The sequence below is a fragment of the Pseudomonas sp. HS-18 genome (assembly GCF_020401845.1).
GTDB lineage: Bacteria > Pseudomonadota > Gammaproteobacteria > Pseudomonadales > Pseudomonadaceae > Pseudomonas > Pseudomonas nitroreducens.
This window is the reverse complement of sequence record NZ_CP084413.1, coordinates 3422654-3442654: the sequence shown is the minus strand read 5'-3', so window position 1 is coordinate 3442654 and position 20001 is coordinate 3422654. Positions and strand designations below refer to the sequence as shown.

The 20001-nt window shown below is 66.1% G+C and carries 16 protein-coding genes; 8 read left to right on the top strand and 8 right to left on the bottom strand.

Features of this window, described 5'->3' with window-relative positions:
* Positions 1-64: 64 nt before the first annotated feature.
* Positions 65-586, top strand: coding sequence for a 4-hydroxyphenylacetate 3-monooxygenase, reductase component (gene hpaC / locus LDJ84_RS15935; protein WP_024767261.1), 522 nt, complete (start codon positions 65-67; stop codon positions 584-586).
* A gap of 42 nt (positions 587-628) precedes the next feature.
* Positions 629-1561: a catechol 1,2-dioxygenase gene (gene catA / locus LDJ84_RS15930; RefSeq protein ID WP_226044985.1), complete on the top strand. Its 933-nt coding sequence runs from the start codon at positions 629-631 to the stop codon at positions 1559-1561.
* 59 nt (positions 1562-1620) lie between these two features.
* Here catA and fhuB read toward each other — a convergent pair whose 3' ends face one another.
* From fhuB to LDJ84_RS15905, 5 genes are all read right to left on the bottom strand, one after another.
* Positions 1621-3630, bottom strand: a complete 2010-nt coding sequence (fhuB, locus tag LDJ84_RS15925; protein ID WP_226044984.1) for a Fe(3+)-hydroxamate ABC transporter permease FhuB — start codon at positions 3628-3630, stop codon at positions 1621-1623.
* A complete protein-coding gene (locus tag LDJ84_RS15920; protein ID WP_193452611.1) occupies positions 3623-4528 on the bottom strand; it encodes an ABC transporter substrate-binding protein in 906 nt (301 codons plus the stop codon). Before LDJ84_RS15920 ends, fhuB begins: the two co-directional genes overlap by 8 nt.
* A gap of 128 nt (positions 4529-4656) precedes the next feature.
* Positions 4657-7053 carry a TonB-dependent siderophore receptor gene (locus LDJ84_RS15915; protein WP_051445703.1) on the bottom strand — a complete coding sequence of 799 codons (2397 nt, stop codon included), beginning with the start codon at positions 7051-7053 and terminating at the stop codon, positions 4657-4659.
* A gap of 169 nt (positions 7054-7222) precedes the next feature.
* The gene (locus tag LDJ84_RS15910; protein WP_024766472.1) at positions 7223-8911 is read right to left on the bottom strand and encodes a cyclic peptide export ABC transporter; all 1689 of its coding nucleotides are present in this window, start codon (positions 8909-8911) and stop codon (positions 7223-7225) included.
* Between the two features lie 372 nt (positions 8912-9283).
* A complete protein-coding gene (locus LDJ84_RS15905) occupies positions 9284-10303 on the bottom strand; it encodes a FecR family protein (RefSeq protein WP_024766473.1) in 1020 nt (339 codons plus the stop codon).
* A 126-nt stretch (positions 10304-10429) separates the two neighbouring features.
* On the opposite strand from LDJ84_RS15905, the gene LDJ84_RS15900 reads away from it, so the two are divergent.
* From LDJ84_RS15900 to fhuF, 4 genes are all read left to right on the top strand, one after another.
* On the top strand, positions 10430-10936 hold the full coding sequence (locus LDJ84_RS15900; protein ID WP_037007564.1) for a sigma-70 family RNA polymerase sigma factor: 507 nt from the start codon (positions 10430-10432) through the stop codon (positions 10934-10936).
* A gap of 437 nt (positions 10937-11373) precedes the next feature.
* The gene (locus LDJ84_RS15895) at positions 11374-12708 is read left to right on the top strand and encodes a lysine N(6)-hydroxylase/L-ornithine N(5)-oxygenase family protein (RefSeq protein ID WP_226044982.1); all 1335 of its coding nucleotides are present in this window, start codon (positions 11374-11376) and stop codon (positions 12706-12708) included.
* Positions 12709-12806: 98 nt separating this feature from the next.
* A complete protein-coding gene (locus LDJ84_RS15890) occupies positions 12807-13793 on the top strand; it encodes a GNAT family N-acetyltransferase (RefSeq protein ID WP_226044981.1) in 987 nt (328 codons plus the stop codon).
* A gap of 46 nt (positions 13794-13839) precedes the next feature.
* Positions 13840-14595 carry a siderophore-iron reductase FhuF gene (gene fhuF / locus LDJ84_RS15885; protein ID WP_226044980.1) on the top strand — a complete coding sequence of 252 codons (756 nt, stop codon included), beginning with the start codon at positions 13840-13842 and terminating at the stop codon, positions 14593-14595.
* Between the two features lie 195 nt (positions 14596-14790).
* Here fhuF and LDJ84_RS15880 read toward each other — a convergent pair whose 3' ends face one another.
* A complete protein-coding gene (locus tag LDJ84_RS15880) occupies positions 14791-15558 on the bottom strand; it encodes an ATP-binding cassette domain-containing protein (RefSeq protein ID WP_024766478.1) in 768 nt (255 codons plus the stop codon).
* Positions 15559-15724: 166 nt separating this feature from the next.
* On the opposite strand from LDJ84_RS15880, the gene LDJ84_RS15875 reads away from it, so the two are divergent.
* Positions 15725-17689, top strand: a complete 1965-nt coding sequence (locus tag LDJ84_RS15875; RefSeq protein ID WP_226044979.1) for a DEAD/DEAH box helicase — start codon at positions 15725-15727, stop codon at positions 17687-17689.
* 3 nt (positions 17690-17692) lie between these two features.
* On the opposite strand, the gene LDJ84_RS15870 is transcribed toward LDJ84_RS15875, so the two are convergent.
* Positions 17693-18034: an FKBP-type peptidyl-prolyl cis-trans isomerase gene (locus LDJ84_RS15870; protein WP_024766480.1), complete on the bottom strand. Its 342-nt coding sequence runs from the start codon at positions 18032-18034 to the stop codon at positions 17693-17695.
* 90 nt (positions 18035-18124) lie between these two features.
* Entirely contained in the window at positions 18125-19039 is a 915-nt protein-coding gene (locus LDJ84_RS15865) for a LysR substrate-binding domain-containing protein (RefSeq protein ID WP_226044978.1), read from the bottom strand.
* Positions 19040-19162: 123 nt separating this feature from the next.
* On the opposite strand from LDJ84_RS15865, the gene LDJ84_RS15860 reads away from it, so the two are divergent.
* A complete protein-coding gene (locus LDJ84_RS15860; RefSeq protein ID WP_193452609.1) occupies positions 19163-19978 on the top strand; it encodes an aminotransferase class IV family protein in 816 nt (271 codons plus the stop codon).
* Positions 19979-20001: the final 23 nt, after the last annotated feature.

Below are 20001 nucleotides of genomic sequence, written 5' to 3'. Positions count from 1 at the left end.
CCTACGCTGGCCCCATACAAGAAAGGCCGGGCGTGCCGGCCACTCCAGCACAAGGGGCGAAGACATGGCCAACACCCTCAGCCAGACCCAGATCGATTTCCGCAACGCCATGGCGCAATTGCCGGCGGCGGTGAACATCATCACCACCAACGGCCCGGAAGGCCGCTGCGGCATCACCGCCAGCGCGGTCTGCTCGGTCACCGACTCGCCGCCCACGGTGCTGGTCTGCGTCAACCGCGGCAGCGCCACTCACGATGTATTCCGCAGCAACGGCCACCTGTGCGTCAACGTGCTCTGTGGCGAGCAGGAGGAACTGGCCAAGCACTTCGCCGGGATGACCAAGGTGTCGATGGAAGAGCGCTTCGCCTGGGACCTCTGGGACGACGGCTACGCCGGCCTGCCGGTGCTGCGCCAGGCGCTGGTCAGCCTCGAGGGTCGCATCAGCGACTGCAAGGAAGTCGGCTCGCACACCGTGATGTTCGTCGAGCTGGAAAAGGTCGCCGTGCGCGAGCGCCAGGACAGCCTGGTGTACTTCAATCGCGTCTTCCACCGCGTCGACCGCGAGGCCGTGCGCTGCGCCAGCTGACTCCCTGCTGACCCCGAAAACAACAAGAACGAGGTGATCAACGTGACCCTGAAAATTTCCCAGACTGCCGACATCCGGACCTTCTTCGAAGAGACCAGCGGCGCCCTGAACGAGGCCGGCAACCCGCGGGTGAAGAACCTCGTCCTGCGCATCCTGCAGGACACCGCGAAGCTCATCGAAGACATGAACGTCACCCCCGACGAGTTCTGGAAAGCCGTGGACTACCTCAACCGCCTCGGCGCGCGCCAGGAGGCCGGCCTGGTCGTCGCCGGCCTGGGCATCGAGCACTACCTCGACCTGCTGCTGGACGCCCAGGACGCGGCGGTCGGCATCGAAGGCGGCACCCCGCGCACCATCGAAGGCCCGTTGTACGTAGCGGGTGCGCCTCTGTCCGAAGGCGAGGCGCGGATGGATGACGGAAAAGACGCCGGCACCGTGATGTTCCTCTCCGGCCGCGTGTTCGACCTCGACGGCAAGCCGCTGGCTGGCGCCGTGGTCGACCTCTGGCACGCCAACACCAACGGCACCTACTCGTACTTCGACAGTACCCAGTCCGAGTACAACCTGCGCCGGCGCATCGTCACCGACGCCGAAGGCCGCTACCAGGCGCGCAGCATCGTACCCAGCGGCTACGGCTGCCCGCCGGACGGCCCGACCCAGGAGCTGCTCAATCAACTGGGCCGCCACGGCCAGCGCCCGGCGCACATCCACTTCTTCATCTCCGCGCCGGGCCATCGCCACCTGACCACACAGATCAATCTCGCCGGCGACCAGTACCTGTGGGACGACTTCGCCTATGCCACCCGCGATGGGCTGATCGGCGAGGTGCGTTTCGTCGAGGACGCAGCCGCCGCCAAAGCGCGCGGAGTAGAAGGGCGCTTCGCCGAGATCGAATTCGATTTCCAGCTGCAGCGGGCCGTCGGTGCCGGAGCCGAAGACCGCAGCAATCGTCCTCGCGCTCTGCAAGGGACCTGACCGTAGGGCGGACAACGGTTCGCGGTTGCACGTCCTGCATGACCTTGGGCGTGCTGCGTTCAGCCCCGCCGTTCCCGATGCATCAGCCAGAGGAAGTACGGGCAACCGATGAACGCCGCCAGCAGGCCCGCAGAGACCGGCCAGGGATAGGCGATGTTCCGCCCCAGCCAGTCCGCCACCACCATGATCACGGCTCCGGCCAGCGCGCTCAGGAGTAATTGCGGCGCGGCGCGGCGGACGCCGAGGTGGCGGGCGATGTGCGGGCCGATCAGGCCGACGAAGCTCAGTGGGCCGACGATGATGGTAGCGGTGGCGGTCAACACCGCAGCGGTCAGCAGGATTGCCAGGTGACTCCCGCGCAACCGCAAGCCCAGCGCAGTCGCGGTGCCGTTGCCCAGGGTCAGCAGGTCCAGCGGGCGAGCCAGCAGCAGGCTGATACCGATCATCAACGCTCCGACGACCAGGCCGGTGCTCGCGGACGTCACATCCACCTGATAGGTCGAGCCGGTCATCCAGCTCATCATCGCGGTCATGCGCGGGTCACCGCTGGCCAGCAGCAACGTGCTCAACGAGTGCAACAAGGTGGTCAGGCACACGCCGGTCAACAGCAGCCGCTCGGCGTTGAACGTCTTGCGCCAGGCGAACCACAGCAGCAGGCCGAGCGTCAGCAGCGCGCCGATGCTGGCGGCTGGCACCATGTAGGCCTGCGGTTGCGGCATCACCAGGAACAGCACCAGCACGGCGATGGCCGCGCCGGACGTGGCGCCGAGGACTTCCGGGCTGGCCATGGGGTTACCGGTCAGGCGCTGCACCAGCAGTCCGGCGACGGCCAGCATGGCGCCGGCGGCGAGCGAGCCGAGTACGCGCGGCAGGCGCCATTGCGCGATGGCGTCGCTCAGACCGGCGTCGCCCCAGTGCCAGCCGTTGGCGTCCACCGCGAAGTGGATCGCCGGCAGCGTCAGCAAGGCGAGCAGGATGGCCATGCCGATGATCAGCCGCCACGGATGCTCCCGCTGCGGCCTGGCCGGCGCCGGGCGCGGGATGATCCCGCCGCTGCGCTGGCGGCTGAGCAGCCACAGCAGCAGCGGAACGCTGAAAATGCCGGTGAGGATGCCGGCGGGAATTTCCCCGGCGAAGCGCGACAGCTCGCGGGCGATCTGGTCCACCACGCAGAGGAGCGCAGCGCCCAGCAGTGGCGCCCAGATCAGCCGTTGCTTCAGCGTGCGGGCACCACACAGCCGGGCAATCGCCGGCGCGGCAAGGCCGACGAAGGCGAGCATACCCACGGCACTGGTCACGAAGGCACTCAGCGCCACGGCCACGGCCAGACCCAATACGCGGGTACGGCGCAGGTTGACGCCGACCGCCGCCGCGCCTTCATCTTCCAGGCCCAGGGCTGCCAGCGGGCGCACCATCAACAGGGCGATGGCCATGGCCACCGCCAGGCGCGGGGCGAGGTACAGCACGCCGTCCCAGCCACTCTGGTTCAGCGAGCCGGCCTGCCAGAGCAGCAGGTCGATCAGGTAGTCGTGGTTGAACAGCACCAGCAGCGCGTTGAGCGACACGCAATAAAGGCTGATGACCATGCCGGCGAGGATGAAACGCAGCGGTGACAGCGTGCGGCCCCAGGCAAAGGCGAACAGCAGGGCGGTGGCGAGCGCGGCGCCGGTCAGGGTGACGGCCTCCAGGCCATGCACCAGCAGCGTCGGGGCGAATATGGTGGCGGCCGACAGTGCCAGGTTGGCGCCGGCGGAAACGCCCAGCGTCACCGGCTCGGCCAGCGGGTTACGGAGGATCTGCTGGAACAGCGTGCCGGCCAGGGCCAGCGCGGCGCCAGCCATCAGGCTCACCGCCAGGCGCGGGAAGAAGCTGAAGTGCAGCAGCACCTGGCGCACGTCGTCCAGGTCCGGCGACCACAAGGCCTGCCACCAGAGTTCGCGGGGCAGGGCGCCTTGCAGGCCATGGAATACCAGCAGTGCGGCGAGGAGCGCCAGCAGCAGCGTACAGAGCGCCGGGCCAATCGGTAGGCCGCGGCATGGTGCGGCGAGTCCGAGGGTCGATTCAGGCATGGGCGACCTCCGTGGCATTGTCCAGGTAAGCGGCGATGCGTTCGGCCAGGTCCAGCACCGAGGCAGCGCCGGCGTAGGGATAGAAGCGCTCCAGCGTCAGCGTGTGCCCCTGGCGCACGGCGGGCAGGTTGGCCCAGAGGTCGTTGGGCTGCCGCAGGCTCTGCAGTCGTGCCGAGGTGGTGGGGATGTCGACGTAGACCAGGTGCGCATCCGGGCGCTCGGCCAGGCGTTCGATGCTGACCATGGCCAGCCCCACCGGGCCGACCGGCCCTTGCCAGGCATTCTCGACGCCGAGGCGGTCGAGCACGTCCTGCACCATGCTGTTCCTGCCGTAGACAGCGGCGTGGCGGCCGTCCTGGTTGAGTACGGCGACGCACACCGGCGGCAGGCTGCGCTTGGCCAGTTCTGCGCGCAGCTCGGCCAGGCGCTGTTCGCCGGCGGCGATGTAGTCGGCAGCCACCTGCTCGACGCCGAGTCGCCGCGCCAGGTCGTTCATGAAGTCGGTAGTGGCTTTCCAGGCACCCTCGGCAGCCGGGTAGATAGCGACCTTTTCGGTCGGCGCAATGCCGTTGAGTCGACGCTGCAAGGTCGGCGTCATCGGGTCGCTGAGGATCAGTTGCGGCTGCAACTGCTGGATCAGTTCGAGGTTCGGTTCCCAGTAGGGGCCCACGTCACGCACGCTTTCCGGCAGAGCCATGGTCGGCATGCGCACCCGGTAATAGCGGTCGTCGGAAATCGCCAGCGGCGGTACGCCCAGGGTCAGCAGCGTCTCGGCGGCGACCCAGTTGAGCGCGACGATCCGCGTCAGGCGCTCACCGGCGAAAACCGGCAGGCCGCAGGCGCAGGCCAGGCCGCCCAGGGCGAGGCCCTGCAGCAGGTGGCGACGGGTGAGGGACATGCACTACTCCTCGCGTGAAACAACAGGCTTCTGAAACAGCAGGCTCTTGAAACAACAAAGGGCCCCCTGCGAACAGGGAGCCCGGAAGCAGCAGGCGGAACCGGCGCGGGGCCGCTTCCGCCCGTGCCTTACCAGCTGTACTTCACGCTGGTCATGACGGTGCGGCGCAGGCCCGGGTAGCAGGAGATCGGGCTGTCGCAGGTGGCGGCATATTCCTCGTCCAGCAGGTTCTGGGCGTTCACCGAGAGGGTCACGTTCTTGTTCAGCGGGTAGCTCACGCCGGCGTCGAACAGGGTGTAGTTGTCGACGTGATAGGTGTTGGCGTTGTTGCCGTAGAGCGAACCGGTGTAGCGCACGCCGCCGCCGATGGAGAGACCGTCGACCGCGCCTTCGTGGAAGGTGTAGTTCAGCCAGCCGTTGGCCATGTGCTCGGGCACGTTGGCCGGGCGATTGCCCTCGTTGCCGTCGTTGCTGCTGGTGATCTTGGCCTTGGTGTAGGTGTAGGAGGCCAGCAGGTCCCAGTTCTGATCCAGCTTGGCCTTCAACTCGGCCTCGATGCCGCGCGAACGCTGCTCGCCGGTCGGCTCGCTGAAGCCGGTCGGCACACCGTTGGCGTTGAGCTGGGTGGTAAGGATGTTTTCCTTGGTCAGCTCGTAGGCGGCCAGGGTGATCAGCAGGGTTTCGTCCGGCTGGAACTTCACGCCCGCTTCGTACTGGTGGGCTTCGCTGGCCTTGAAGGCGCCACCGTCGGCGGTGATGCCGGTGTTGGGTACGAAGGACTCCGAGTAGCTGACGTAGGGCGCCAGGCCGAAATCGGTCAGGTAGGTCAGGCCGACGCGGCCGGTGAAGGCGTTGTCCTTCTGCATGGTGTGCGCGCTGGTATGGCTGTCGAGGTCGTTGCGCACGTAGTCGTAGCGGCCGCCGGCGGTGAGGATCCAGTGGTCGTCGAACTTGACCTGGTCCTGGATGTAGCCGCCCACCTGCTGGATGGTCTGGTCGTAGTTGATGGCCTGGCCGGGGAGGGTGGTGTCCTTGGTCGGGCGCTGCACGCTCTGGCCGTACTGCGGGTTGTCCAGGTTCAGCGACGGGCCCAGGGTGCGCCAGCGAGCGATGTCGGCGTCCTGCCAGCTGTAGTCGACGCCCATCAGCAGCGTGTGTTTGAACGCGCCGGTGTCGAAGTTGGCCTGGAACTGGTTATCCAGGTTGAAGGTGTCCATGTGCTGATCGAAACGGTCAGCGGTACGGATGATGTTGCGGCCGACCTGCAGTTGCGGCAGCAGGTTGGCGAACACCAGGTCGACCTGGCCGTAGCGGGCGTTCTGGCGGAATTCCCAGGTGTCGTTCAGGCGGTGGCGAAACTCGTAGCCCAGGGTGTACTGGTCCTGGCTGAAGTGGTTGTAGCTGTGATCGCCGAGCAGGGTGCCGGTGGGGTGGCCGTTGACGCTGTAGTCGAAGATCGAGCCGGAGTTGCGGTCACGCAGGAAGTCAGTGAGCACGGTCAGGCTGGTGTCTTCGTCCGGCGCCCAGGTGAAGGACGGGGCGATGTAGTAGCGGTCGTCCTCGACCTCGTGGCCGTCGTCGTATTCGGCCTGGGTGTTGGCGTCGCGGGCCAGGCCCACCACGCGGTAGAGGAACTGGTTCTGGTCGTCCAACGCGCCGCCCAGGTCGAACTGGCCCTGCTTGCGGTCATGGTTGCCGCCGGTCAGTTCCACTTCGTTGATGTGATTGGCGGTGGGCTTCTTGCTCACGCGGTTGACGATGCCGCCGGCATCACCCATGCCGAACAGGCTGGAAGACGGGCCACGGACAACGTCGATGCGCTCGAAGGCATAGGGCTCGCTGCGAAAGAACGCGTAGCTGTTGTTCTGCTGACGCAGGCCGTTGAGGTAGTCACTGGTGGCCTGGGCATTGAAGCCGCGGATGTACATCCAGTCGAAGCCCTTGGGGTCCAGGCCATAGGCTTCCACCTTGACGCCGGGCACGTAGCGCAACGCCTCGGTGACGGTCTGGGCGCCCTGGGCGTCCATCTGCTTGCGGGTGATCACCGAGATCGACTGGGGGATTTCCAGCAGCGGGGTGTCGGTCTTGCTGCCGCTGTTGGAGGTGCGCGGCACATAGCTGTCTTCACCTTCGATGGCGCCGGTGATGACCTGGGCGGACAGGTTCAGGGTGTCGCCGCTGGCGGCATCGGCGCCCAGCAGGGTCACGCGGCTGCCTTCGACCTGGTACTTGATGCCGGTGCCTTGCAGCAGGCGCTCCAGCGCCGCGGTGGGCTCCATCTCGCCGCGTACACCGGGGGCGCGCAGGTTCTGCACCTGGGTCTGGTTGAAGACGATCTGCAGGTTCGACTGCGCGCCCAGGCTGGTCAGGGCGGAAGCCAGCGACTGGGCCGGGATATCGATGCGGACCGGCGCAGCCTCTACGGCGGTGGCGGTCAGAACCATGCCCAGGGCGGTGGCGCGGACCAGGCGGGCCAGGGGCTTCACCGGGTGCCGGGATTGCAGCGCATTGCGGGTGCGACTCACTTGTTAGCTCCTATGATCTTGTCAGCGTGATCTTGTAATGCAGTTTCTAATAAGAATGATTCAGCTTTATGTGACGCGCCGGTTGGAAAAAACCGGAAAATTCCGTTCGATCTTTTTTGTTGTTCAACGACGACCGGGTGAAAGGGCGGCCGTCCGGGCCGCCCGACGGTCAGTGCAGCGCCACGCCGGAAGGGCCGGGCGGGGTCGCAGTGCGGTGGTCCTCGATCTCCACGATCTGCCCGGCGCGCATGCGCAGCAGGCGGTCGGCGACGTCGAAATAACGGTCATCGTGGGAGATCACGATCAGCGTCTTGCCCTGGGCGCGCAGCTCGGGCAGCAGCTCGGTGTAGAAGATGCGGCGGAATTCCGGGTCCTGGTCCGCGGCCCATTCGTCGAACACCAGCACCGGGCGCTTCTCCAGCCACGCCTGCACCAGCGCCAGGCGCTTGCGTTGGCCGGTGGACAGGTCGGTCGTCGAGAACGCCTGGCCCTGCAGGCTGACCTTGTGGGCGATTTCCAGGCGCTCCAGGTAGCGGCCGGCCTCTGCCGGGATGTCCTGGCTGCCCCTGAGCAGGTCCTCGAAGAGGAAGTAGTCGGCGAAGATGGTAGTGAACAGCTGGCGGTAGTCGTCGCGGCCGCTATCGCCGACCGCTTCGCCATTGAGCAGCAGTTCGCCGTCACGCGGGGCGTAGAGGCCGAGCAGCAGCTTGATCATCGTCGTCTTGCCGCAGCCGTTCTCGCCGGAGATGAAGAGGATTTCCCCGCGATTCACCTTCAGGTTCAGCGGGCCGACGCCGAAGCCACGGGTGCCGTCGTCGGTGGGGTAGTGGTAGGCCAGGTCGCGCAGCTCGATGGACTGGAACTCCAGCGGCTGTCGGCCGTCGTCGGCCAGCAGCAGGTTCGGCTCCGGCGAGGAAAAGCGCACTGACAGTTCGGCGATGCGGCGGAAGGCGACCTGCGCGCGGGTCACCACCGGCAGTTGGCCGATCAGCCCTTCCAGCGGGCCTTTCATATACAGCAGCACGAGAATGAAGCCGGACAGCGTCGCCTGGTCGGTACTCGGCCACAGCGACTGGTACGCCAGCGCCACGCCAATGACGATGAAGAACAGCGTGGAACCGAAGCCCTTGGCGACGTTGAACAGGTTGATCGAGCGCAGCTGGATGTCGCAGATCTCGTCGGCGGTGCCCTGCAGGCGCTCGCTGTAATGCTGGAAGCGGCGCGGGCGGCTGATGCGCAGCTCCTTGGCGCCCTCGGCGATGGCGCGGTAGTGCTTCTGCAGCTCGTCTTCCTTGTCGCGGGCCTCGAAGAAGCCCTTGATGCCCTTGGCCCGCGCGACGTACTGCACGGCGCTGCCGACGACGATGGCGATGGCGGTGGCGAGGAACATCGGCGGCGACAGCCAGGCCAGGTAGCCCAGGCAGCCGAGTGTGGTGGTCAGGGCGACGGCCAGCGGCGCGAAGGCGAAGGCGAAATCGCTGATGGTGTCGATGTCGTGGGTCAGCACCGGAATCAGGCGGTGGCTGCGGTAGCGCTCGATCTGTTCGATGGGCGCGGAAATGATCTTGCTGCCCAGGTCCTTGCGCAGCCGAGCGATCACGTGCTGGCCGACGTAGTTGGTGCCCATGTCGGAAATGATCGAGCCCAGCAGCGCCAGTACGCACAGCCCGGCGAAACCCAGCAGCAGGCCGGCGGGCATGCCGCCCTGGGAGTGCAGGCTGTAGTTGATGGTGGCGAGCAGCGCGGTGATGGCCGAGCCGCCCAGAATCCCCAGCAGGGTGGCGGCAGTCAGCGGCAGCCAGTGCGGCCGCAGCAGTTTGAGCATTTCGCGCAAGGCGCTTGGAGCGGGTGTTGGCATCGTCTTTTCCTGGCCCCGGCCTGCCACAGGGCAGGCCGCACAACGGGACGAGACGGCGCGCGAATCAGGAGATCATCGGCAAATCCGAATCGTTCCTATCAAGACGAATGAGCCAGGAGAAAACTGAAGAGAATTTGCGAAAGTTTCGCAAGTAGGAAGGGCGCGTATGGGTGGGACGCCTGGTCGCGGCCTCTTTCAGGAGCGGGCACCAGGTGTCGGAGTCTGTCGGCAGCTGCGGATTTCGTCGCATTGGAGTTCGCGAGCAAGCTCGCTCCAACAGTCTGGCCTGGGACTTGGGTGCTTTTTGTAGGAGCGAGCTTGCTCGCGATCCCGCACGGCACGCCGCTACCCGGCATGCCCGCATGGCGACTATCAGAGCTGAACGTAGCGGCTGGCGAGAACCGTACGGCCCTGGTTGTCCTTGCGCAGCTCCAGCGGCAGGACCTTGGGCAGCGAATCCACCAGCGCCTGCAGGTCGTCCGTGCGGTAGATGCCGCCGATGCGCATGGCCGCGACCGTGGCGTCGTCGAGGAATACCGGCTGCTTGAGATAGCGATTGATCAGCGGGATGGCGGCCTGAAGCGTCAGATCGTCGATCACCAGCTTGCCTTCGGTCCAGGCGATGGCTCCGGCCGGGGCTACCTGGGCCAGTTCGATGCGCTCGCTGCCCTTCAGGTAGCGGGCCTGCATGCCGGGTGTGAGTTGCGCACTGTTGCCGTCGACGCTGTCGGGAGGGCTGACCACCACCGAGCCTTCGAGCAGGGTGACCAGCATCTGGCGGGAGTCGGTCCAGACGTTGAAGCGGGTGCCAGTGACCCGCACGCTGCCGTTGTCGGTCCACACCGAGAAGGGCTGCAGCGTGTCGTGGGCGACCTGGAAGTAGGCTTCGCCACCGCTTTTCAGCCAGGCGCTGCGGCGGTCGCGGAAGTTGGCGAAGACCAGTTGCGAATTGCTGTTGAGCTCGACGTTCGAGCCGTCGGCCAGTTCGACCATGCGCGGCGCGGGTTGCGCAGCGTAATAGCCGACCCGCGAGGGCAGCAACCCGGCGGACCAGCCCGCCGACCAGACCGCGCCGATGGCGACCAGCAGGCCAGCGGCCACGGCGGCAATACGCCTGCCGTTACGAGGACGACGCTGGCTGCGTGCGCGATGGGGTGCCGGGCTGACGACAAGGTTCGGCTGGATCTGCGGAGTAGGCGGCAGCAGTTCCGAGAGCTGCCAGATCTCCAGCATCGCCTGGTACTCCTCCTCGTGTCGCGGGTCGACTTCGAGCCACTGCGCAAAATCGGCGCGCTCGGCATCGCTGCACTCGGCATCGTGCAGACGCGCGCACCAGTGCGCGGCTTCGGCGCTGATGCGGTCATCGTCGAACGGGGCGGGGGAGCTGGTCATCAGGGATCTCGGTGAGGCCGTTTGCGGCCGATATCACACTTTCTTTTCGTGTTGATGCGAGTGATTATAAATAAGCCTGACTCGGACTGTCAGCAGGCGCCTGCAGCCTCGACTGTTTTTCATAGGATGCCCGACGGGGTGGAAAGCGCGTTCATCCGGTATTACAAGGAACTGGTCCTGTACCTCAATCGCAGCCTCGGCGACCGCCAGGCGGCTGCCGATGTGACGCAGGAGGCGTTCCTGCGCCTGCTCGACCGCAAGGGTGACGAGCATATCGAACAACCTCGCGCATTTCTCTATCGCACGGCGGTGAACCTCAGTATCGACCTGCACCGGCGCGGGCGCGTGCGCCGCACTGAAGAGCTGGAAACCCTCGATCGCGAAGGCTGCCTCGACGAGCGCTGCCCGCAGGAAGAGGCCAGCCGGCAGCAGCAGTTGCAGTTGCTCCAGCGCGCCCTTGGCGAGCTGCCCGAAAACTGTCGCCGCGCATTCCTGCTGCGCAAGGTCGAGGGCTGCAGCCATATCGAGATCGCCGAAACCATGGGCATTTCCCGCGACATGGTGGAGAAGCACATCGTCAACGCGATGAAGCATTGCCGGCTGCGGCTCAGGGCCTGGGGCGTGCAGGGTTAGTCACACCTCATTCCTCCCCGTCATCTCTGGTTTGCGAGCAAGGACTGGGCGTCCCCCTCGGTCCTACAAAGAGCGCGCGAACCCTGCCTGTAGGAGCGAGCTTGCTCGCGAACCGCACCGCACCAATCGCAATTACATACACAGACGTATGGCCCGCGCCGACAATTAATTTCTGCGGGCCCGCACGCAGATTCCAGGTGCCACTCAGCTCTTCGTCATTCTGAAATTCTCATGACTTAGTGAGAATCATTCTAAATTTCCCGAAGCCTGTCTCGTCTCTCCAGATAACGCGCTATCGACAGCGCAAATCATGGGCGACACGCAGGATCGAGTGCCGGCCGCCAAGCGGCGGGGCGCTCCTGGCAGGGCCGAGCAGTAGGCCACCGGTTCCCGCGCCGTCATGCCCCACGGCCATCGCGACACAGGACATTGGCACCATGACTCAGATGATCACCCCGACCTACGACGTGCTCGGCATCGGTTTCGGCCCCTCCAACCTGGCGCTGGCGATCGCGCTGCAGGAGCAGGCGCGACGCGAGGGCCGCCATTACCATGCCCTGTTCCTCGACAAGCAGGCCGACTACCGCTGGCACGGCAACACCCTGGTGGCGCAGAGCGAGCTGCAGATTTCGTTCCTCAAGGACCTGGTGACCCTGCGTAACCCCACCAGCCCGTACAGTTTCGTCAACTACCTGCATGCGATGGGGCGGCTGGTCGACTTCACCAACCTGGGCACCTTCTACCCGTGCCGCATGGAGTACAACGACTACCTGCGCTGGGTCAGCGACCAGTTCGCCGAGCAGCGCGTCTGCGGCGAGACGGTCAGCCGCGTGGAGCCGGTGCAGGGCCCGGACGGCATCGAACTGGTCAAGGTGCTGTCCACCGATGCCCGCGGCCACGAGCGCTTCCGCTTGGCCCGCAGCGTGGTGGTGAGCACCGGCGGCACGCCGCGCTTCCCGTCCGCCTTCAACCACCTGCGTGACGATCCGCGCGTGTTCCACCACGCCCGTTACCTGGAGTGCATGGCCAAGCAGCGTTGCAACCAGAACGAGCCGATGCGCATCGCGGTGATCGGCGGCGGCCAGAGCGCGGCGGAAGCCTTCATCGACCTGAACGACAGCTTCCCCTCGGTGCAGGTCGACATGGTCCTGCGCGCGGCCGTGCTCAAACCGGCCGACGACAGCCCCTTCGTCAACGAAATCTTCGCCCCGCGCTACACCGACCTGGTGTTCAACGAGCCCAAGGCCGAGCGCGAGAAGCTGATCCAGGAATTCCACAACACCAACTACTCGGTGGTCGACCTGGACCTGATCGAGCGCATCTACGGCATCTTCTACCGCCAGAAGGTGGCGGGCGCGGATCGCCACGCCTTCCTTTGCCGCCGCAACGTCGAAGCCGCCAAGGCCGACACCGATGGTATCGAGCTGACCCTGCGCGACAGCGCCACCGGCGCCGTGGAAACCCATCGCTACGACGCGGTGATCCTCGCCACCGGTTACGAGCGCAAATCGCACCGCGAGTTGCTTGCGCCGCTGCAGGATTACCTGGGCGATTTCGAGGTGGGCCGCGACTACCGCGTGCTGGCCGACGAGCGCCTGCACGCCGGTATCTACCTGCAGGGCTTCACCCAGGACAGCCACGGCCTGAGCGACACCTTGCTGTCGGTGCTGCCGATGCGCGCCGAGGAAATCGCCGCGTCGATGTTCGAGCACCTGCCGCCGCAGGAATCGGCACACAAGCCCTCGCGTCCGCTGGCGGCCGAAAGCGCCTGAAGCCAACGGCCCGGAGATTTCTTCCGGGCCGACTAAATTCCTGCCGACCCTGCTCGTCATACGGGCGGGGTCGTTGCATTCACGAAAGGTTATCCATCATGACGCCCACTTTTTCCCTATCGCTGCCCGATGGCCGCCAACTGTCCGCCGATCGCGGTGCCACAGGCCTGACCTTGCTGCTCGGTGGCGAACCGCTGCTGACTGCGCAACGCGAGGGCGAGTGCTGGCAGCTCAACGGTGCCGTCACCCGCGATGCCCTCTGGGCGTTGGCCTATTGGAGCTTTGCCGGCGACGCGCAGTGTGAGCGCGTGCAGTTCGCTGTCGCCAACGTACCCGCCGCGGCCCTGGCGCAAGGCCTGGTGAGCCGCGATGAAGTCGGCGGGCACCTGCAGATCGAGCGTGCGGCCTTCTGGCAGCTGCCTGCTGCCTGGCACAAGGGCATCGCCAGTGCCGATTACCCGCAGGTCTATCGCATCAGCAGCGGCCGCCGTCATCCGCTGCGCGCGCCCAAGCCGCAGGGTGAGGTCTATCGCCGCTTCGATGCAAAGTTGGGGCAATGGATTTCCTTGCGCACCCTGGACATCGCGCTGGACCTGGAGCGCTTCAACCGCTGGCAGAACAGCCCGCGCGTGCTGGAGTTCTGGCAGGAGGGCGGCACCCTCGAACAGCACCGTGCCTACCTGGAAAAAGCCGCTGCCGACCCGCACACCACCACCCTGATCGGCTGCATCGACGACGAGCCCTTCGCCTACTACGAAGCCTACTGGGCCAAGGAAGACCGCATCGCGCCGTTCTACGACGTGGGTGACTACGACCGCGGCATCCACATGCTGGTGGGCGAGGAATCCCATCGCGGGCCGCACAAGGTGGAAAGCTGGATGACCGCCCTGGTGCATTACCTGCTGCTGGACGACCCGCGCACCCAGCGCATCGTCGCCGAACCGCGCGCCGACAACGCGAAGATGATCGGCCACATGCAGCGCCTGGGCTTCTGGCGCGAGAAGGAATTCAACTTCCCGCACAAGCGCGCCGCGCTGATGGTGCAGAGCCGGGAAACCTTCTTCGAGCGGTGCGCCCTGTGCTGACAGCGCTGCTCTGCCGGATCGAGGGCCGCGCGACCGAGGGCTGCCGGTGATCGCAGCCTTGGCGCCGCTGTATTTCGGCGAGTTCGCCAGTTACCGCGAGGTGCTGGTGACTCGCGACGATCCTCGCCCTTCGATACCGGCCCGCACGCTGCTCGAACGCGAGAGGCTTGACAGCGTGCTGCGCCGCTTCGACCCGTCCCACGCCGATGGCGATCGCCGCGCCCTGGCCTCGCAGTGGTCGAAGTGGTACCTGGTGCGGATCATCCCGCCGGCCGTTGCCGCCGCGCTGGTGCTCGGCCGCACGCTGCCGCTGGACTTCGACGACGTGGAAGTGGTGCTGGATGCCCAGGGCATTCCCGAGGCTTTCAAATTGCCGGGGGAGGGTGGGCCGTTCGCGGCGCTGCCGGGCGATCCGTTCCAGCGCTTCGCCCATCTCCTGGAAGGTCACCTGCAACCCTTCGTGCAGCGCCTCGCCGCCGAGGTGCGCCTGTCGCCCAGGGTGCTGTGGAGCAATGCCGGGAATTACTTCGAGTGGTTCATCGGCGAGATGGGCAAGCTAGCGCCGCTGGCTCCGATGCTGGGGCACGGTCGCGAGCTGCTGGAGACCGAGCGCCGGCCGGATGGCACGCGCAATCCACTGTTCAAACCGATCCAGTATGTCGAGGTGTCCTGCGCGCAGCGCCCCGACGGGCTCTGGCGGCAGCGGCGGACCTGCTGCATTCGCTATCGGCTGGGGGAGATGGGCAATTGCGATAATTGCCCGTTGATCGACGAGCCGCCGGCGGAAACCAGCGATCTGTAATCGAACATTCCTGTCGCAGCCGCCCATGCCCGCGGCCGGCGTTTCCGCTCACCCGAGAATCACGCTGGCGCACGGACGCAGGATGGCGTGGAGCGCGGCGATACCCATCGATATCCACGCCCCCGCAGCATGGGTATCGCGGCAGATGCGCTCGCCGGGGAGGCTGGCAGGGGGCGGTTCGCCCCCAATAGGGGCTTAACGCAGATAACTGATCGGCGAGCCATCCACCGGATTGCTCAGCACCCCCATGGGAATGCCGTAGATGTCTTCCAGCGTGTCCCCGCGCATCAGTTCGGCGGGCGAGCCCTGGGCCAGCAGGCGGCCGCCATGCAGGGCGATCAGGTGGTCGCAGTAACGCGCCGCCATGTTGATGTCGTGCAGCACCACCAGCACGCCCAGGCCCAGCTCGCGGCTCAGTTCGTGGACGCGGGAGAGCACTTCGACCTGGTGGGCGATATCCAGCGCCGACGTCGGTTCGTCCAGCAGCAGGTAGCGGCTGTTCTGCGCCAGCAGCATGGCCAGCCAGACGCGTTGGCGTTCGCCGCCCGAAAGCAGGTCCACCGGGCGGTCGGCGAAGGCCTGGGTGTCGGTCAGCTCCAGCGCGCGGTCGATCTGCTTGCGGTCTTCGCCGGTCACGCGGCCCAGGGCGCCATGCCACGGGTACCGGCCGAAGGCGACCAGTTCGCGCACGGTCAGGCCGTCGGTCTGCGGCAGCTGTTGCGGCAGGTAGGCGACCTGCCGCGCGAAGTCGCGGTTGCCCCAGTCCTGCAGCGGCTTGCCGTCCAGGCGGATGCTGCCGCTGCTGGCCTGCTGCTGGCGGGCCAGCAGCTTGAGCAGCGTGGACTTGCCCGAACCGTTGTGGCCGATCAGGCCGATCATGTTGCCGTCGGCCAGTTGCAGGCTCAGCGGTTGCAGAAGGGTGCGACCGGGGACGCTGAAACTGACATTTTCCAGTTCGAACATGGGGTCATCCATCAGGGCGGCAAGGCCGGAAAAAGCGGGAGCCCGACTCTAATCCAATCGCTAATGGTTATCAATTTTCCAAGACCTTGCGGAACCGCCCGATCACTTGCCTGTCACTGTCCGAAAGCGCTTATGATTCAACGCTGTAATTGATCTGGTAGGGCCCATGGAGTCTGCTGTCGAACGCTACAAACGCCTGCTCGCCGAGGCCCTGGCGCGTTATTTCCCCCGCACCACCGAATACCTGCGGGCCGAACGCGAAGCGGCGCAGCCGCAGCCCCGTGGACGTGGCAAGACCAAGGGCAAAGCCAAGGCACCTGCCAAGCGCGCGGCGAAAACCAAGAAGGATGGCGAGGGGCCCGCGCCCAGGCGCCCGCGAACTCCGGCCGCAGCCGGTATCTACGGCACCGCCAAGGTGCCCGATGAACAGCTCGCCCTGGACATGCGCCAGCGAGTGGCCCAGGCCGCCGCCCACGGCGTGATCAGCCAGCCTTCGGACGAACAGTGGGCGATGATCCTCGCGCCCGAACCGCTGACCCGCATCTTCGCCGGCGCCGGTTCCGGCAAGTCGACGACGCTGGTCCTGCGCGTCGTCTACATGCTGTGCCACCTGGGCATCGAGGCCGAGCGAGTGACGGTGATTTCCTTCACCAACGCCTCCTGCGCCCAGCTGCGCGAGCAACTGGTGAAAGTGCTCGGCTACTGGGGCCATCCCTTCGACGCTGCCCAGGCGCGTCAGTGTGTGCGTACCTTCCATTCGGCCATGGGCACGCTGGCGAAAGTCGCGCTGAAGAATCCTCGCTGGTTCGAGCAACTGGACGAGCGCACTCCAGCAGACGAACTGGACAACCCCTTGCTGGCGGGACGCCTGCGCCCGGCGCAACAGCGGCTGCTGAAGCAGGTCTACCAGCAGTGCTATGCCGACCAGCACGAATTCCGTGTCCTGGCGCATCAGCTGCTGGAGCTGCCGCCACCGCCTGAGGCCGGCGAGGACGGCAAGCCGCCGCGCATCGGCAAGGCGCCATTGGATGCCTTCAAGTTATCTGGAGAGTTCACCGCGCTGCCGCTGTTCGAAGCCTTCTATGCCCAGGCCGGGTTCATCGAGAGCATCGGCTTGCGCATCGCCCAGCTGCAGCCGAAGAAGCTCGGCTGTCCGGCGCGCGAACGGCAGTTCGTCGAAGCGCTGCAACGGTTCTGGGTGGCCTTCGAAAACGCGCTGCAGGAACAGGGCCTGCTGACCTTCAACCTGGCCTTCCAGCGCCTCACCGACCAGCTCGGCGACGGCAAGCTGCCGGCCGCAGCCCTGGCGCCGTTCCAACACCTGCTGATCGACGAGTTCCAGGACGTATCGCCGCAGATCGTGCAGTGGCTGCAGGCTCTGCATCGCGACCTCGCCAAGCGCGGCGAAGCCGTCAGCCTGATGGCCATCGGTGACGACTGGCAGTCCATCTACGCCTGGCGTGGCAGCTCGCCGGAGCTGTTCATGGACTTCGATCGCCACTTCCCCAGCAAGGGCCGGCGCAAGAGCCGCGTGCTGCTGCTGGAAACCAACTACCGCAGCATCGACCCGGTGATCCGCGACGGCGAGCGGGTGCTGGTGGGCGTGGCCAACAAGCATGCCAAGACCTGCCGCGCGTTCAAGTCGGCGGAGGCGGGTGATCATGGGGTGAAGCTGGTGCAGCGCTTCGATGCGCGCAGCAGCTTGCCAATCCTGCTGGAGGAGATCCACAAGCAGTGCGAGCACGTTGCCGCACGAGGATCGCGGGAGAAGACCGCCGTGCTGCTGCTCAGCCGGCGCAATGAAACCCTGCAAACGATCCTCGGCGAGCTGGACCGCAAGCTGCCGGTGAAGGGCATGACCATCCACCGTGCCAAGGGCCTGCAGGCGGAAGTGGCGATCATCGTCGACGACTGCGCGCCACCGGAAAAACATCCGCTGCGCAGCGCGTTGTATGCGGCTTCGGGTTTCTTCGCCAGCAGCTATGACCAGGCCCAGCAGGACGAGCAACTGCGCCTGGCCTACGTGGCGATCACCCGCGGCGTGAGCCGGGTGTTCTGGTTCACCCGCAAGGCGCAGGGACCGACGGCGATCCTGGCCATGCGGCGCAATGTAGAAGCCGCGCCCGCCTGAAGATCAATCGTCGCGGGTAAGGACTTCCAGCAGTTCGATCTCGAACAGCAGGTTTGAGTTGGGCTGGATGTGCGCGCCGACCTGCCGCTCGCCGTAGGCCAGGTGCGCCGGGACGAAGAGCTTGCGCTTGCCGCCGACCTTCATGCCCATCAGGCCCTGGTCCCAGCCCTTGATCACCCGGCCGGTGCCGATCACGCACTGGAAGGGGCGGCCCTTGTCGTAGGACGAATCGAAGACGGTGCCATCTTCCAGGGTGCCCTTGTACTGGGTGGTGATCAGGGCGCCCTTGACCACGGCCTTGCCGTCGCCGACGACGATATCTTCGATCTGCAGTTCGTTGCTCATGGCGTTCTCCAGTGATGCGGTGCGGCGTCAGCGCCGCGAGGGCGTGCGTTTTCGCAGGAAAATCCGGCCTTGGCAAGCGGACCGCCAGGATCAGCCGCTGGCCATTTCCCCGAGAATCCATTCGCGGAAGGCTTTGACGCGCGGGTCGTCCGTGCTCGCCTGCGGATACGCCAGGTTGTAGGCGTAATCCTCAGCGACGCGCACGCCCAGCTCGAACGGTTGCACCAGCAGGCCCTGCTCCAGTTCGCGGGCAACCATGGCCTGATCGGCCAGCCCGACCGCGCCGCCTTCCAGCACGGCCTGCACCACGTGGCTGGTGTCCTCGAAGGTCACGCAGTTGCCGGCGTCGAAGTCTTCCACGCCGGCTGCCGCCATCCAGCGCGACCAGTCCGGCCAGGCGGCGCCTTCGGTCTCGCACACCACATGGCACAAGGTATGGGCCTGCAGGTCGCGCGGCTCGCGCAAGGGTGGGCCTTCGCTGAGCAGGCTCGGGCAGCACACCGGCACTATCTGGGTATCGAACAGGCGCTCCGCGACCAGGCCGGGGTAGTGTCCGCTGCCGAAGCGGATGGCCAGATCGATGTCGTCGACGGCGAAATCCCGCAACTCGTCGCTGACGTCGAAACTGAGCTTCAACCCCGGATGCAGTGCGCGGAATTTCGGCAGACGCGGCAGCAGCCAGTGCGTGGCGAACCGGGCTGTCAACGAGACCCGTAGTTGTTCCGACGTCCGCACCAGCCGTCGGGCACGCACGGTGGCGCGGTGCAGCAGACCGAGGGACTCGACTGCCGCTTCGAGCAGCAACGCGCCCGCCGGGGTCAGCTGGATGCTGCGACTGGTACGCACGAAGAGGCCGAGGCCGAGCTGGTCTTCCAGCTCCTTGATCTGGTGGCTGACCGCGGCCGGCGTCAGGCCGACTTCTTCCGCCGCGCGGGTGAAGTTGAGGTGACGGCCAGCCGCCTCGAAGGTGCGCAGGCTGCGGATACCGGGAAAGGGGCGACTCATCGATCTTCAAATCCTTCTTGATGATCCGTCGAGAAATACTCGTTTCTCCTGGCTTCGTCAAAGGCCGATAGTGATCTCACCTGATGTTTAATTTGAAGATAACCGAGCAGAGGAAGCCACGCCATGTCAGCCGCCATCCATCCCTACATCACCCAGCGCAATGCCCAGCCGGCCAGCGCCGACGACCTCGCGCCCCTGGCTTTCGCCGGCTATGCGCATTTCACCGCCATGCAGGTTCGTGGCGGCGGCATTCGCGGCCTGGACCTGCACCTGGAGCGCCTGCGCAACGCTTCGCAGCGGCTGTTCGGCCAGAGCCACTCCGATGAGGAGATTCGTGCCGCCTTACGTACCGCACTGGAGCAGGCGCCAGCAGACGTATCCCTGATGGCGACGGTCTACTCGCCCGCCGGGGAGTTCACCGTTGCCGGCCCTGAGCATCGCCCCGAGCTGCTGGTGCGCACCGCGCCGCCTTCAGATGGCCCGCAGGGACCGCTGGCGCTCGCTATTGCCGGGCACGAACGGGTGCTGCCGGAGATCAAGCACGTTGGCGAGATCGCCAAGACCTGGTATCTGCGCGAAGCGGTGGTCGCCGGCTTCGACGATGCGGTGTTCACCGACCATCGCGGGCGCTTCAGCGAAGCGACCATCTGGAATCTGGCGTTCTGGGACGGTGAAACCGTGGTCTGGCCGCGGGCGAAAATGCTTACCGGCACCACCATGGGCATTCTCCAGCGGCAACTGGAACGGCAGGGCGTGCGCCAGGTCACCCGCGCCATCGACCAGCAGGACCTGCCGCGCCTGACCGGTGCCGTGGTGATGAACTCCTGGACGCCGGCGGTACCGGTGAGCCGCATCGGTGATGTTGAAATCCCGCCGGCGCCGGAGTTCGTCGAGTTGCTGCGCAGCGCCTTCGAGGCAGAGCCGCGTGTTCAGCCATGAGGAGCCTCGCGGCGAAATTAGCT